The sequence below is a fragment of the Macellibacteroides fermentans genome, assembly GCF_013409575.1.
Lineage (GTDB): Bacteria > Bacteroidota > Bacteroidia > Bacteroidales > Tannerellaceae > Macellibacteroides > Macellibacteroides fermentans.
Window position 1 is genome coordinate 259,633 of record NZ_JACCCY010000002.1, and the last position, 14,818, is coordinate 274,450.

General features: G+C 43.6%; 12 protein-coding genes and 1 pseudogene. 10 read left to right on the plus strand and 3 right to left on the minus strand.

The window, feature by feature from the left end:
- Positions 1–6: 6 nt before the first annotated feature.
- The 10 genes and pseudogenes from F5613_RS06135 (at position 7) to F5613_RS06180 (ending at position 8,671) form a co-directional block, all read left to right on the plus strand.
- The gene (locus tag F5613_RS06135; protein ID WP_179399105.1) at positions 7–435 is read left to right on the plus strand and encodes a hypothetical protein; all 429 of its coding nucleotides are present in this window, start codon (positions 7–9) and stop codon (positions 433–435) included.
- A pseudogene (gene atpB, locus F5613_RS06140) lies at positions 419–1,463 on the plus strand (F0F1 ATP synthase subunit A). The gene F5613_RS06135 and the pseudogene atpB overlap by 17 nt, the downstream one beginning before the upstream one ends.
- 42 nt (positions 1,464–1,505) lie before the next feature.
- Positions 1,506–1,763 (plus strand): ATP synthase F0 subunit C, encoded by a 258-nt coding sequence (atpE, locus tag F5613_RS06145; protein ID WP_179399106.1) that lies wholly within the window; start codon positions 1,506–1,508, stop codon positions 1,761–1,763.
- Positions 1,764–1,776: 13 nt separating this feature from the next.
- The gene (atpF, locus tag F5613_RS06150) at positions 1,777–2,277 is read left to right on the plus strand and encodes a F0F1 ATP synthase subunit B (protein WP_179399107.1); all 501 of its coding nucleotides are present in this window, start codon (positions 1,777–1,779) and stop codon (positions 2,275–2,277) included.
- Positions 2,278–2,279: 2 nt separating this feature from the next.
- Positions 2,280–2,825, plus strand: coding sequence for a F0F1 ATP synthase subunit delta (locus F5613_RS06155; protein WP_079683668.1), 546 nt, complete (start codon positions 2,280–2,282; stop codon positions 2,823–2,825).
- A 69-nt stretch (positions 2,826–2,894) separates the two neighbouring features.
- A complete protein-coding gene (gene atpA, locus F5613_RS06160; RefSeq protein ID WP_179399108.1) occupies positions 2,895–4,475 on the plus strand; it encodes a F0F1 ATP synthase subunit alpha in 1,581 nt (526 codons plus the stop codon).
- A gap of 12 nt (positions 4,476–4,487) precedes the next feature.
- Positions 4,488–5,342, plus strand: a complete 855-nt coding sequence (atpG, locus tag F5613_RS06165; protein ID WP_179399109.1) for an ATP synthase F1 subunit gamma — start codon at positions 4,488–4,490, stop codon at positions 5,340–5,342.
- A gap of 306 nt (positions 5,343–5,648) precedes the next feature.
- The gene (locus tag F5613_RS06170; RefSeq protein WP_179399110.1) at positions 5,649–5,978 is read left to right on the plus strand and encodes a hypothetical protein; all 330 of its coding nucleotides are present in this window, start codon (positions 5,649–5,651) and stop codon (positions 5,976–5,978) included.
- Between the two features lie 221 nt (positions 5,979–6,199).
- Positions 6,200–7,456 (plus strand): group II intron reverse transcriptase/maturase, encoded by a 1,257-nt coding sequence (gene ltrA / locus F5613_RS06175; protein ID WP_179399111.1) that lies wholly within the window; start codon positions 6,200–6,202, stop codon positions 7,454–7,456.
- A gap of 210 nt (positions 7,457–7,666) precedes the next feature.
- On the plus strand, positions 7,667–8,671 hold the full coding sequence (locus F5613_RS06180) for a M28 family metallopeptidase (protein ID WP_179399112.1): 1,005 nt from the start codon (positions 7,667–7,669) through the stop codon (positions 8,669–8,671).
- 9 nt (positions 8,672–8,680) lie between these two features.
- On the opposite strand, the gene F5613_RS06185 is transcribed toward F5613_RS06180, so the two are convergent.
- From F5613_RS06185 to F5613_RS06195, 3 genes are all read right to left on the minus strand, one after another.
- On the minus strand, positions 8,681–9,352 hold the full coding sequence (locus F5613_RS06185) for a hypothetical protein (protein WP_179399113.1): 672 nt from the start codon (positions 9,350–9,352) through the stop codon (positions 8,681–8,683).
- Between the two features lie 114 nt (positions 9,353–9,466).
- Positions 9,467–11,392 (minus strand): SusD/RagB family nutrient-binding outer membrane lipoprotein, encoded by a 1,926-nt coding sequence (locus F5613_RS06190; RefSeq protein WP_179399114.1) that lies wholly within the window; start codon positions 11,390–11,392, stop codon positions 9,467–9,469.
- Between the two features lie 18 nt (positions 11,393–11,410).
- Entirely contained in the window at positions 11,411–14,581 is a 3,171-nt protein-coding gene (locus F5613_RS06195; protein WP_179399115.1) for a SusC/RagA family TonB-linked outer membrane protein, read from the minus strand.
- Between the last annotated feature and the right edge of the window lie 237 nt (positions 14,582–14,818).

The window sequence follows — 14,818 nt, forward strand, 5'->3', positions numbered from 1 at the left end:
GATAAAATGGAACATTTCAAATCAATGGGAAGATTAAGATTCAGGTTGTTTCTTTTTGTAACCTGGGTGTATTCGGTTGTAGGTGTATCATTAGGCGGTTTGTTAAACACCATATGGCATACTCATTACTTTGCATGGTTTCCGGCAATTCCGATTTATTTTTATTTACTAGAGATAACCATGTTAATTGTTCTTGAAAAGGCTAATAGAAAACGACCTGATTCTGTTGTAACATCATACATGATAACCCGTTTGGTCAAGTTGATTCTTACTATCGTGTTCTTATGGGTTTACATGGTATTTATAGGAGATAGTCTACGCTCTTTTGCTCTCACTGTTATGTTGTTCTATTTTATTTGCATGTTTTTTGAAACGTATATGTTTTATCTGTACGAAAAAAGGAGAATGAAAAAGAAATATGAGGATGAAAGATAATAAAAAAAGATCAGTGTTGTTTTTGCTGTTTTTGATAATCGCCGGTTTGGGTAAAACAATGTCTCAAGAGGTCAACGTAGGTGAAATAGTTTTTTCGCATATAAAAGATTCATACGAATGGCATATTACTCAGTGGGACAATAAAGAGATAGCCATTCCATTACCGGTTATTGTACATAGTCCCGAAAGAGGATGGTTTGTGTTTCCTTCATCAGAACTAAGCCATGGAAAAGCATACAATGGGTTCTTTATAGCATCATCAGGAGCATACGAAGGTAAGATTTTGGAACGGAATACTGCGGGAGATGAAATCAGACCTTTTGATTTATCTATCACTAAAAATGTATTAGGTTTGATGTTGTCTACTTTTATACTCTTGTTTATTGTATTAAAGCTTGCCAATTGGTATAAAAATAAACCACTGGAAGCTCCTTCAGGGTGGAAAGGTATGATTGAAATGCTTATTCTTTTTATAAAAGATGGAGTTATTAAAGAAAATATAGGCGATGATTATCTTAAGTACACAACTTACCTGCTTACAGTGTTTTTTTTTCATCTTGATAAATAACCTGATGGGGTTGATCCCGATTTTTCCATTTGGAGCCAATGTCAGTGGTAACATCGCTTTCACAATGGTGCTTGCCTTATCTGCATTTGTTGTTGTGAGTGTGGCTGGAACTAAACACTATTGGAAAGAAATATATTGGCCGGATACCCCTTTGTTTCTCAAGTTTCCAATACCCATTATGCCCTTTGTGGAGATATTTGGGGTTTTTACAAAACCCTTTTCGTTAATGATTCGTCTTTTTGCCAACATTATGGCTGGTCATACAATCATTTTAGGGTTAACATGCCTCATTTTTGTAACGGTTAGTCTTGGAGTAGTTGTTCACAGCGGAATGACTGTCTTTTCTGTTTTGCTAACCGTGTTTATGAATTTTATTGAATTATTAGTTGCCTGTATTCAGGCATATATTTTTACGATGCTGGCAGCTGTATATATTGGCCAAGCCCGCGTAAGACATTGATTATTAATAGGATTATTAGTATTAATTTAAAGTTTAAAACGTATGTTATCAGCAATTTTATTGCAGGCTGCTGCAGCCGGATTGAGTTTGTCAAAGTTAGGAGCAACCTTGGGAGCCGGACTAGCGGTAATTGGTGCCGGTTTAGGCATTGGAAAAATTGGAGGGTCGGCAATGGAAGCTATCGGACGCCAGCCCTCTGCAAGTGGAGATATCAGAACATCCATGATTATTATGGCTGCATTGGTAGAGGGTACTGCTCTTTTTGCAATTGTTGTATGTTTTTTGGTTGTATTTCAATAATAACAAGAATTAGATGTCATTATTAATTCCAGACACAGGGTTGCTGTTTTGGATGATCTTGTCTTTCGGAATTGCTTTTTTCATTCTTGCCAGGTTTGGTTTTCCTATGATCCTGAAAGGGGTGGAGAAAAGGAACGAATTTATTGCCCAATCGGTCGAATCCGCTAAAGAGGCCAATGCTAAGCTGGCATCCATTGAAAACGAATGCCAGACATTACTGGCCAGAGCCAAACAGCAACAGGCCAGCATACTGAATGATACGGTGCTTGAAAAGGAGCGTATTCTGAAAGAGGCAAAGGAAAAGGCGGAAAAAGAGACACAACTGGCCATTGATTCGGCCATGCGTCAGATTGAATTTGAAAAGAACAAGGCAATCCGCGACGTGCGCGAAGAGATAGCAACTCTTTCGGTTGCCGTTGCCGAAAAGATTATCCGTGGTAAAATTGAAAAGGAATCCGGTCAGAAGGAGGTTATCAGCCGGCTGATCGACGAAATCACTTTAAGTAAATCGTAGGAATGTATACAGGTAATATTTCTGTCAGGTACGCAAGAGCTTTGCACTCTTTTGCTAAGGAAAACAAGGAGGAAACGCAAGTTTACAATGAGATGCTGATGCTTCTGCATCAGATGAAAGCCGTAGTTGCTTTGGTAAACTCGCTTAACAGCCCCATCATTTCTCTAAGCAAAAAAGCAATGCTGCTTGAAACGGCCTGTGGAATCGATGTAAGCAATTCCACATCGAGGTTTATCAAGTTGGTTTTATCGCAAAAAAGGGAAGATATGTTACGGTATATCTGCCTCCAGTACATAGACATGTACCGCAAGGAGAAACATATATTACCGATAACACTTACACTGGCACAACCGATAGATGCCGAAACAAGCGAACGGATCAAAAAGCTGATACGTATCAAAACACACGATGAGGTGGAATTTACGGTTGTGATTGATCCCAAACAGATAGGCGGCTTTATATTGGATACCGATGGTTACCGGCTGGACGCCAGTGTTCTGTCGCAATTGGATTCCATACGGAGTCAGCTGATTCGGCAAAACCTGTGATTTGCACGATAGATTTACATGTGTTTTGCAGGAAAGATTTACAAATGTATTATGATTAATTGAGAGTTTATGGTCAATGGCTTGAAAATAGGAGAGGTATCGGATGTGTTGCTGAAGCAGCTGCAGGATATTAAACCGGATATACATTTATCGGAGGTCGGAACCGTCCTTCAGGTAAGTGACGGTGTAGCCCGCATCTATGGTTTGCATAGGGCAGAATCCAACGAATTGCTGGAATTCAAGAATGGAATGAAGGCAATTGTAATGAATCTGGAAGAAGATAACGTGGGCGCTGTGTTGTTGGGGCCGACCGACAAGGTTGAAGAGGGTGATGTAGTTACGCGTACAGGTAAGATTGCCTCCATTCAGGTAGGCGAGGGATTGCTGGGGCGTGTGGTAGATGCGTTGGGAAATGCTATAGACGGACTTGGTCCGGTTACCAACGTGCCGTACGAGATGCCTTTGGAGCGTAAAGCCCCGGGTGTGATTTTCAGACAGCCTGTAAATGAGCCGCTGCAGACAGGGATAAAGGCTATCGACGCCATGATTCCTATCGGTCGGGGACAGCGGGAGTTGATTATCGGCGACCGGCAGACGGGCAAGACTTCCATTGCTATTGATGCCATATTGAACCAACGTGCCAATTACGAGGCCGGGAAACCTGTGTATTGTATCTACGTGGCAATAGGACAGAAGGCTTCTACCGTGGCATCCATCGTAAATACGCTGAAGGAGAAAGGTGCCATGAAGTATACGGTGGTGATATCGGCTACAGCATCCGATCCGGCGGCGATGCAGTATTTCGCTCCCTTTGCCGGAGCTGCGGTAGGCGAGTATTTTCGCGATACCGGCAGACATGCCCTGGTTGTGTACGATGATTTGTCGAAACAGGCGGTGGCTTACCGTGAAGTATCCCTTATCTTACGCCGCCCTTCGGGCCGTGAGGCTTACCCGGGGGATGTTTTTTACCTGCATTCGCGCTTGCTGGAACGTGCTGCAAAGATTATCGCCCAACAAGAGGTGGCCAGTCATATGAACGACTTGCCCGAAAGTCTGCGCTCGGAAGTCAAAGGCGGAGGGTCTCTTACTGCCTTGCCAATTATCGAGACACAGGCTGGCGACGTATCTGCCTATATTCCCACCAACGTGATTTCCATTACCGACGGACAGATTTTCCTGGAAACCGATCTGTTCAACCAAGGTGTTCGTCCGGCTATCAACGTAGGTATATCCGTTTCACGTGTGGGGGGTAATGCCCAGATCAAATCCATGAAGAAGGTGGCCGGTACGTTAAAAATAGATCAGGCACAGTACCGCGAACTGGAATCGTTTACCAAGTTTGGTGGAGATATGGACCAGGTAACAGCTTTAACAATCGATAAAGGACAGAAAAATACCCGTCTTCTTATCCAGCCTCAGTATAATCCGATGCCGGTGGAGTACCAGATTGCCATTCTATTTTGTGGAACAACCGGTTTATTGAAGAATGTACCATTATCTAAAGTACATGCTTTCGAAAAGTCTTTCCTGAATATGCTGGAACAAAAACACCGTACAGACATTCTGGATAAGTTAAAGGAGGGAGTTATAGACGACGATTGCAAGCTTAAACTGAAAGAGATTGCAAAGGATATCGCCTCTTCATATTAAAAACGGATGTAAATGGCTTCATTAAAAGAGATAAAAAATAGAATAACCTCCGTACAGGGAACCCAGAAGATAACCTCGGCCATGAAGATGGTAGCTTCGGCGAAGCTTCATAAAGGACAGCGGTTAATTGAAAACGCACTTCCCTATCAGCGTAAAATGGAGGAGATGCTTGCGCATGTTCAGCTGGGGGCAAACGATTTTGATTCGCCCTTTTCTGAAGTGCGTGATGTAAAAAAGGTGGCCATGGTGATCTTTTCGTCCAATACCGGACTGTGCGGAACGTTCAATGCCAATGTGATTAAGCAGGCCAATGAGCTGATTGCCGAATACAAAGGGATGGAGATCCTGATTTATCCTGTGGGAAAGAAAATTGCCAAAGCTTTAGCCAGGGAGGGATACCCTCTGCAGGAGATGTCCGACGAATGGGAGCACGAAGTTTCACCCTCCACAACCAACCAGCTGGCCTCGCAGTTGATGGATCTGTTTCTGGAAAGGAACGTAGATAAAGTGGTATTGTTGTATCATCGGTATCATGGTAAATCTACGCAGCTTCTTACCAGCGAGACATTTCTTCCTTTTCATCCGGAAGCGGATGATAGGTGGGCGATTCAAAATGCCAACTTTATCTTTGAACCCGGATGCGAGGAGTTGCTGACTTCCCTGTATCCCCGCTACCTGAAATATAAGTTGTATGCGGTATATCTGAGTCACAATGTTTCCGAACATAGTGCCCGGATGATTGCGATGCAGACTGCAACCGATAATGCAGATAGCCTGTTAACGGACCTGAATGTCTACTATAACAAAACCCGACAGCAATCCATCACCAACGAATTGCTCGATATCATGGGCGGTTCCGGCAGATAAAAAATAAAGTATTCCTTCCTTTAGTTCTTTCTGTTAAGTTACGTAGTTCTAAGACAGTATTGTTTACTTGTTTTTACTTAAGGGAACTAATCGTTTGTCAGCTGTGTACCTTGCATTCAACATATGTTCAACGCAAGGTACACAGCTGTTCAACGCAAAGTAGACATATGTTAAACGAATAAGTGTTCGTTATGAAAAGATTAGATGATAACGACCAAAAAATAAGGATATACCTGGTTCGGACTAGTTGTTGTATATAAAAAGGCTGTAATTATCGGGTTAGCGTCTACGTGATACCATCTTGTAATGATGGATGACACTGTGTGCTGTGAAAACATTGCAGGCGGCAATGTTTGTAACTGTGAAAGAGATGAGGGCAGGCCCCTCGTAACCGTCTTGCAGGAGATGGTTGCAAACCAGTGTATGTTGCTTTGTTTAAGAGACAAGGTGGTGAGCGATACACCAAAAGGCGATGTAAATCGTCAGGTAACTGTACAAGAGATGACTGCAAGGGAACTATTGATGAAGCATCGAAAACTGTTCAGACGATGTCAGAACCGGGTCTTTAGTGTCAGACCTGGGATAAATCCGGAAGGAACCTGTTTACGGTCCGGGTGGCATCCGGTGCAAAGATAGCATGACTTGTACAGAGGCTTTTTCACGGAACGCAGGAACCTGCGCCGGGATGTTAAGGGAGAAGTTCAAGCAGAAGCCCTGCAAGAACCAGCGTACCGAGGACCGGAGGCAGGGGCGGACTGTTTCGTAGTAGCGACGAAGTTTCTGTAATGGAAATGGAGCCAAGGGAACAGCTTATTCAAGCGTAGTAAATGTACAACTATTAAAACAGGAGGATGCAAATGCAAAACGCAAAGTCGCATGAGATTTCTAAATTTTTAATCATGGATGCCTTCAAACGAGTCAAGGCAAACCATGGAAGTGCGGGTATTGACGGCGTATCGATTGAGCAGTTTGAGAAAAATCTCAAAGACAATCTCTACAAAATCTGGAACCGCATGAGTTCGGGAAGCTACTTCCCTCCATCGGTCAAACTGGTAGAAATACCTAAACCCAATGGAGATAAACGTCCGTTAGGTATACCTACGGTAGGAGACAGGATTGCTCAAATGGCAGCAGTGATGATACTGGAGCCACAGATTGAACCCTGTTTCCACGAGGATTCTTATGCCTACCGGCCCAACCGCTCTGCTCACGATGCCATCGCCAAAGCACGCGAGCGGTGCTGGAAGTACAACTGGGTATTGGATATGGACATCAGCAAGTTCTTCGATTCTATTGACCATGAACTGTTGATTAAAGCTGTCAGACTTCACACCGATTGTGTATGGGTACTGCTTTACATCGAACGGTGGCTCAAAGTTCCCTACGAACTGCAGGATGGAAGTAAAATCGACCGGGACAAAGGGGTCCCGCAAGGGTCCGTAATCGGACCTGTGCTGGCCAATTTGTTCCTGCATTACGCCTTCGACAAGTGGATGAGCAGGTATTATCCGCACATTCCCTTCGAAAGGTATGCAGACGACACCATCTGTCACTGCGCCACCCAATCCCAGGCCGAAGCACTGAAAGTAGCTGTTCAACAACGGTTTGCTCAATGTAAACTGATGTTGAACGATGACAAAACAAAGATTGTGTACTGTAAAGACAGCCGCAGAAAGGGAGAGTTTGATACAATCTCTTTCGATTTCCTTGGCTACACCTTCCGACCCCGGAAGGCAAAAGGCAGAAATGGCATCAACTTTACAGGCTTTCTGCCGGCAATCAGCAACAAGGCCTGCAACCGCATCCGTGAAAAGATGCGCAGCTGGAAAACAAGGAAACAACTGTTTCTATCGCTGGAAACCCTGGCGAAAAGCATCAATCCGGTGCTTCGGGGATGGATTACTTATTATGGTAAATTTTATCCTACCCGACTCAAAATCCTGTTAGATGAAGTAAACAGACATCTGGCCAGATGGGTTACAGCCAAGTTCAAGCGCTTCAAGGGGAAACCCTATCGGGCTTACTACTGGCTGGGAAACATCTCCCGGAAAGAGTCTAAACTCTTTTACCACTGGCAGTGGGGAGTAACTCCAACTGCTAACAAGAAATGGTAATCTTATCAGACTGAATAAGAAGAGCCGTGTGACGGGAGACTGTCACGCACGGTTCTGTGAGAGGCTTGAGCTGAAATGCTCAGGCCTACTCGACTAAAAGTGAAATTTTTCGTTTACCTTTGTGCCAAATCTCAATAAAGGCCAATGGCTGCAGTTAAGCTGACAACCGTTTATTGGGCACAATAGATAACGCTAAAAAACAATCGAAAGATGAAGAAGATATTATTGCTGGTTTGTTTACTTTCCGGACCATTTTACAGCCTGTTACAAGCGCAGACTCCCGAAGTGAAGGGGTTGAATACCATTAACCAACAGACAGCCGAAGCGCATATCGGTTTTCTGGCGGACGACTTGCTGGAGGGGCGTGAAGCCGGATTCAAAGGCGGTCGCCTGGCCGGAGCTTATATTGTTTCCTGCCTCAAGGCCATGGGCGTTTCTCCGCTTCAGGATTCTTACTATCAACCGTTCGAAGCATATAACAGGGAGCGGCAGAAAAGAGGTCGTTACCAGGTTCACCCCGATTCTATTGCTGTATTGAAACAGCAAACGCATCAGTGTCTGCAATTAAATAATGTGCTGGCAAAAATTGAAGGAAAGAATCCGGATGAATATGTAATTGTTGGTGCTCATTACGATCACCTGGGAATGGATCCTGCCTTGGCAGGCGATCAGATTTATAATGGTGCCGATGATAATGCGTCTGGAGTGTCGGCCGTTTTGCAGATTGCCCGGGCTTTTCTGGCTACCGGAGTAAAACCGGAACGTACGGTGATCTTTGCATTTTGGGATGGCGAAGAGAAAGGTTTGCTGGGCTCTTCCTATTTCGTTCAATCCTTTCCCTATATCGACCGGGTGAAGGGTTATCTCAATTTTGACATGATCGGACGTAATAACAACGAGGCTAATCCGGAGCATGTGGTTTATTTCTATACCGAGGCTCATCCTGTGTTCGGCGATTGGCTGAAGCGGGATATCAGCAAATATGGATTAAAGCTTAAACCCAATTACAGACCATGGGATAAACCGATTGGTGGCAGCGACAATGCCTCATTTGCCAAGCTGAATATTCCGGTGATCTGGTATCATACGGATGGCCATCCTGACTATCATATGCCCAGCGATCATTCGGATAAGATTAACTGGAGTAAAGTAGTGGACATCACCAAGGCGTCGTTCCTTAATATGTGGAATCTGGCCAACGAAAAGAAGTTTTAATTCGTTGGTTTATTCCAGTGTAACAGCGAAGCCGGCCAGTTTAGCCACATCTTCAGGTACATTGAAATCTACCTTTTCATTTTTGATGAAGTCGGCAAGCTGTGTCTGCTGATTTTCCGGAAAGTGACTCATAAAGGTTTTAAGCGAATTAAACTTTTTGGGCTTGCTTTTCTGTACAAGGTAATAGGTGTTTTTAAGAACAGTAGAGTAAACCTGGTTAGATCCTTCGTTCGAATGTTGTGTGGACAGGTAGCCTGTAAGGTATCCCGGGTTTATATTTTGTACTGTACCCGAATGGGATACTTGTCCGAATGCCCCTTTCTTACCCAGAAAGATCCGCTTCATACTCCAGTCAATCTGTAATTCGCCTTCGGTCAGCGGAACAACTTCCCTGAATTTCTGCTGAAAGGGAACAAATTTCCGGTTTTCGATAAAGATTGTATCTACCTGCTCCAACCCGTCCAGCACCATCAGTTGCTCCTTATCATAGTAAACCATTTCCCGTTTGCTCCCATCGTAATTAAAAGAGGCAGAAGCTTTACTGCCGTTTTTCATTTTAACGGTTGCAGGTTTGAAGGAATCAAACAGATACACCCTGTTACCTGCTTCCTGCGCAAACAACGTTCCGGATATGGGGGCTAATATAAATGCGAAGAGTAAATACAGTATAGATGCTTTCATCGGATCATTTATTAAGTTATCGGAACAAAGATACTAAATGAAATAAGTTTCCTGCATAACAGATAAAAAAAAGGTGCCTGAATATTCAGACACCCTTTATTGATTATTGAACCTTTATTTTTTCATCACCCACCATAACGGAGTTTGCGTATTATTGTCGCCGCCCAGCAATTGGATTGCCTGCTGGTAACTTTCTTTACTGTTCACCTCCATATTAGACGGATAGCGCATACGTTTTGGATAGAATTCCCAACGGCATTCCTTGGCAGTAGCCTTGGTTAGAGGAACTTCATAACTGCTGGGGTTATAGTCTACTTCCACAGCCTGATTTTCGAAGAATGGAAGTCCCAAACGTCTGTGGTCACTCCATGCTTCCAGTGGTAACCAAGGATGTTGCGCGATAAACTTCTGCGTGATAATCTTTGTAAGATGATCGTTGTTGAACTGTCCGTTTTTGTAAATCGAATTTTTAGGATACGTGTAGGTCGTTGTTTTGTTTTCCTTCGTATATCCATCCACATAGCTTACAGTAAATGGCTGAGCTTCGGCTGTATGGTCGAATGCTACGGAAGTTCCCACTCTGTTGTATGCCTGCGAGGTGAGGTATTGATTCAGGAACTGGGATACACCGTGATACTCGAAGCTTGCAGCAATTCCACTTTCATAGTTTTGCTTGGCAGTGCCAGGTACAGTCCATCCATATTCGGCTGCTTCGGCAAGCAGGAAGTAGGTTTCCCAAGGACCGAACCAAACCCTTTTATTGGTGCTCTGTCTGTACACGTTGGAGATAGCCGGATAGTTCTGAGCAGCTCCGGTAAGTTCTGTTGACAAAGAGCTGTATTTATCCCATTTACCAGCAACCCATGTATTCCATGTCCATTTTGTAATAAGTGTAATGCTGTTTCCATCAATCTGACCGGTTGCCGGATTGGCAAGTGTAGCATCTGTAGCTAAACCCAGATTCGGGAAGTAAACCTTTCCATCATCATATCCCGGGATATTATAGAGCACTGTTGCACGAGGGTCAATCTTGTCTGGTAGTCCGTCGAAGAAATAACCTGCACTCGGATCATTGGTCGATGTAGGTAGATGCTGGTCAAGTCTCATACCCATATAGGTTGTTGCCGGTTTGATTACCGATTTCATATCATCGGGAACTTGAATGTCAATTCCTCCTAAACCGAGGAAAATGTTATTCAAAGTAGGAGAAATAAGCTGAGCGTTCCATGGGCGGGACATAACTCCGTCCAGATCGGTCCATCCGCCTCTTTCCTGAACCTGGGCAATGTCTGCCTGGGTAAGAATCAGACTTCCTTTTGCAGCATCTTCAAATTCACTTTTTGCCTTAGCCGGATCTACTACGCTTAAACGCATGGCACATCTTAGCCGTAATGAATTTGCATATTTTTGCCATTTTGCCATATCGCCGTTGTAGTAAGGATCGGACTGGTTGTTCGTTCCTTTGATGGCCGTCATGTCGATAGTCGGATCCAGTGCGGCACTTGCCTCTTTCAGCTCTTTAAGAACAAAGGTGTAGATTGACTGAACACTCTCGTAGGGAGAAACCGTACCGTCGTATTTGTTCAGCATCGGAATAGGTCCGAAGCTGTCGGCCAATTCTGTAATCAGATAGGCTCTCCAGATACGTGCCATTTGCAATACATTCTTTTCGTAAGCAGGAGCACCTTCGGCCACTCTTTTCTCACCCAGGTTTACGGCCAGGTTTGCCTGGTTAAGCCAACCAACTGCATAACCCGTGCTAAAGTAATCTGTATTCCATCCGTCATTGTCGGTTCCAATAGTAAATCCGCTTGCCCGTTCAAACCGGGCTGCCCGTTTCCATGTAAGTACAAAGATACGTTCGGCGATATGCGGATTTTGCTGAGCCCCCATGAACGATTTATTTAACAAGTGAGCCACTTGCACGTTTTCTTCGCTAACAGAATTGGGGTTTTTATTTATGTCTTCGAAATCACTGCACGCAGTTAACGCGAGCGCAACAGAAGCTAGTCCGATTAATAGTTTATTGAATGTTTTCATATTATTTTTCCTTCTATTTTAGAAACCAACTGTAACATTAAAAGTAAATGTGCGAGAAGTAGGTGCTGCTCCGTATTCAAAGCCTGTAGCATTGGTGTTGGTGGCAGTAACCGATTCCGGATCTATTCCTTCAAGGTGATACTTGATCATCCATACGTTGTTTGCAGTGAGCGACAAACGTAACCTTTGCAGGGCTGTTTTGGAAAGTAGTTTCTTGTCGAAATCATAGCCAATGGTGATGTTACGCAGACGGATATTGGTTGCATCGTATGTAAACGCTTCGCCAAGTCCCACGTTGCCGCTACCGGCTACACGCTCCCAATATAATTGTTGCGTAGTTGATTTGTTATTAGCTGTGTAACTTCCATCTGAGTTGGCAATAACCGTGTTAGGAACAACAAATTCATCCCGTTTCCCATTTGCCACCGTTCCGGCTGCATTACCCATTCGGTACAGGTTAGCCGTAGTAGCAGAGAAGATTTCTCCCCCAATTCTTGCATCAATCAGGAAGCTTAGCGATATATTCTTATAGCTGAAGCTGTTGGTGATACCTAATAAGAAGTCGGGTTGCTGATTTCCCAGCTCGTACTGATCGGATGTAAGCAATGGTAAACCTTGTGCATCTACAATTACTTTACCTGCATGTTCGCCAGTTTCAACACGTTGGAACTTCTTTCCGTAAATGTCACCGTAATAACTGCCTGTGCGGGCAACAATTTTAACATCATCGAAGGTGCGTAATCCATATTCGTTTACACCTTCGTACAGATCGATAATTTTATTCCGGTTTAAGGAGGCATTTACCGTTATATCCCAGTTGAGGCCCTTAGGGTTCTGCAGAATACCACCGTAAAGCATTAATTCCACACCCGAGTTCTGGATGTTACCCGCATTGATCTTGCGGTCTGAATATCCGGAGAACGGGTCCATCGGAAGATTAAATAATTGTCTGGTCGCATTGGATTTATACCATGCAGCATCGATACCCAGTCGGTTGTTGAAGAATTTAAGGTCGACACCAGCTTCCCAAGATTTGATTAACTCGCTTCGTACGGTTGGATCGTACAATGTACTACCTGGTGCTGCGGTTGGGTTACCATTCGGATCTTTCCCCATGGTATATACTGTGTATAATTGATATGGATCCAAGTCGTTACCAACTTCTGCATAGGAGGCTCTTACTTTGGTGAAGGTCAGCCATTCAGGCATGCTTCCTCCGTTTTTGTCGATCATATCTGAAATTACGGCCGATAAGCTAACGGATGGATAGAAGTAAGAACGATTCTCTTTGCTCATGGTAGACGACCAGTCGTTACGTCCGGTTACGTCCATAAACAACCAACCATCCCAGTTCATTTGCAATGAACCGTAAAGAGAGTTCATTTTCCGGCGTACTTCCGATGCATCGACAGATACACTCATCTTATCTACGCTATTGTTAATTGAGAAGAGGTTAGGTATCAACAAGTCGCCTGTGTTGATCGACATCTTTTTCCTGTTTTGTGTCATCAGGTTACCTCCAACGGTAATAAAACCTCCAAATTTGTCGATCAGATTATCCTTTTTAAAGGTAGAAAGAAAACTGTAGTTGTTTTCGAAGAATGTTTCGGATGCTTCGGAATAATATCCTTTAGGCCTTACATTACCTCCGGCATACAGTTTACCTGTTGTGGTAGTGGTGTAATAGTCGGTACCACCCCTCAGTTCAAGTCCCCACCAGTCGGTTATCTGATACGAAAGAGACATGCTTCCCAGTAAGCGATTACGTGTGTCCTGGTTGGTCCTGTATTTAGAAACCCAATAGGGGTTTTCCTGTGGAGTCTGCTCGGTATCCCACCAGATCATTTTACCATCTTCGTTGACTGATCTTTCCAGCAATGTAATATCCAACGATCTTGGCAACAGGTAAATCGTACTAAATGCGTTGGATTGGTTTATACCCTGTATCGGGCGGTTTTTAGCATTGTTATTGATGTAGTTTACTTTACCGTCCAGCTTCCATTGCTTCTTTGAACCGAATTCGGTCGTTCCTCTCAAATTTAAAGAGGTCTTATCAAGTTCGGCACCCGGAACGATACTTTTGTCGTCCGATCTGTTTATAGATGCGAAGACTGAAGTACCTTCAAAACTTTGTTGAAAAGAGATCCCTTCATTAAAGGAAGTCCCGGTATTGAAGTAATTGCCGATATTATCGAATGTCTTTAAAGGAGCCGATTGTCCGTCCCATCTTTCCACCGTTTGTGAGCCGTCTGCCAACGGACCCCAGCTTGCTCTTGATTTAACATCGTAAATGTTGGTCGAACCTTGTCCGAAGTTATTCTGTAGTTCCGGTTTCAGGAAAATACTCTCGGTTGATACTCCCGCATTTACCGTAATTCCCAATCCTGTCTGTTTCTTTCCGGACTTGGTGGTAATCAAGATTACACCGTTACCAGCGCGAGATCCGTACAATGCAGCTGCCGAAGCACCTTTCAGTACGTTCATGGATTCGATGTCCTCCGGATTTATATCCCCAAGACCGTTACCCATATCCGGACCTTCATTACCCCATACGTCGGCTACACCACCGGTAAAGTTATCCATCGGCACCCCGTCGATAACGATAAGCGGTTGATTGGAACCCGTAAGTGAGCTGTTACCGCGAAGTACAATTTTAGATGATCCGCCAGGACCGTTGCTGGAGCGTACTACCTGTAGTCCGGAAACTTTACCGGACAACGCGTTGGCCAGGTTATTTTCTCTGGCTTCAATCAGTGCATCTCCTTTAAGCTCCTGAGTTGCATATCCCAGTGCTTTCTTTTCACGTTTAATACCTAAAGCGGTTACAACAACTTCTTCAATTACTTTGGTGTCTTCAACCAACGTAACGTTGATAGAAGATTGTCCGGTATAACGTATTTCTTGCGTTGTATAACCGATAAAGGAAATCTGAATAGTTTGTCCGTTGCTGATTTCCAGGGAGAAATTTCCATCTATATCACTGATGGTCCCTATGGTTGTACCTTTAATTGCTACAGAGGCTCCTGCGATTGGCCCCATTGCATCCTGGATTTTTCCCCTTACTCTTTGATTTTGTTGTGGAATTCCAGCATTTCCATTTTCAGCTTCATTTGCCGCATATATTGAGCCCGAGGAGCTTAGCAGGGCAAAAAGCAAAATCAAACCGATTTGTTTAATGAAATTTAACATAACAGATGATTTAATTAGTAAATAGTTGATAATTTCTCTTTTTCTGAATAATAAGGCTTATAGTGATTTATAAATAGTAAATGTGTTCCTGACTAATTGTATTTGTTTTTTTGTTAAGTTATCAGCGCGTCGTTTCTTCATCTTTTATTATAACATAAATTACTATTGTTTAGTTTTTTTAAACGCAGGGGTTGCTGAAATTATTTTTAATAACTTCAGGTAATGTTTTGAAAATAA

What these genes read in the sequence shown, in the direction of transcription:
- F5613_RS06155 (WP_079683668.1), top strand. Translation starts at nt 2,280, where the DNA reads ATGTATACAGGTAATATTTCTGTCAGGTACGCAAGAGCTTTGCACTCT.
- F5613_RS06180 (WP_179399112.1), top strand. Translation starts at nt 7,667, where the DNA reads ATGAAGAAGATATTATTGCTGGTTTGTTTACTTTCCGGACCATTTTAC.
- F5613_RS06190 (WP_179399114.1), bottom strand. Translation starts at nt 11,392, where the DNA reads ATGAAAACATTCAATAAACTATTAATCGGACTAGCTTCTGTTGCGCTC.
- atpG (WP_179399109.1), top strand. Translation starts at nt 4,488, where the DNA reads ATGGCTTCATTAAAAGAGATAAAAAATAGAATAACCTCCGTACAGGGA.
- F5613_RS06170 (WP_179399110.1), top strand. Translation starts at nt 5,649, where the DNA reads ATGATGGATGACACTGTGTGCTGTGAAAACATTGCAGGCGGCAATGTT.
- atpE (WP_179399106.1), top strand. Translation starts at nt 1,506, where the DNA reads ATGTTATCAGCAATTTTATTGCAGGCTGCTGCAGCCGGATTGAGTTTG.
- ltrA (WP_179399111.1), top strand. Translation starts at nt 6,200, where the DNA reads ATGCAAAACGCAAAGTCGCATGAGATTTCTAAATTTTTAATCATGGAT.
- atpA (WP_179399108.1), top strand. Translation starts at nt 2,895, where the DNA reads ATGGTCAATGGCTTGAAAATAGGAGAGGTATCGGATGTGTTGCTGAAG.
- F5613_RS06195 (WP_179399115.1), bottom strand. Translation starts at nt 14,581, where the DNA reads ATGTTAAATTTCATTAAACAAATCGGTTTGATTTTGCTTTTTGCCCTG.
- F5613_RS06135 (WP_179399105.1), top strand. Translation starts at nt 7, where the DNA reads ATGGAACATTTCAAATCAATGGGAAGATTAAGATTCAGGTTGTTTCTT.
- atpF (WP_179399107.1), top strand. Translation starts at nt 1,777, where the DNA reads ATGTCATTATTAATTCCAGACACAGGGTTGCTGTTTTGGATGATCTTG.
- F5613_RS06185 (WP_179399113.1), bottom strand. Translation starts at nt 9,352, where the DNA reads ATGAAAGCATCTATACTGTATTTACTCTTCGCATTTATATTAGCCCCC.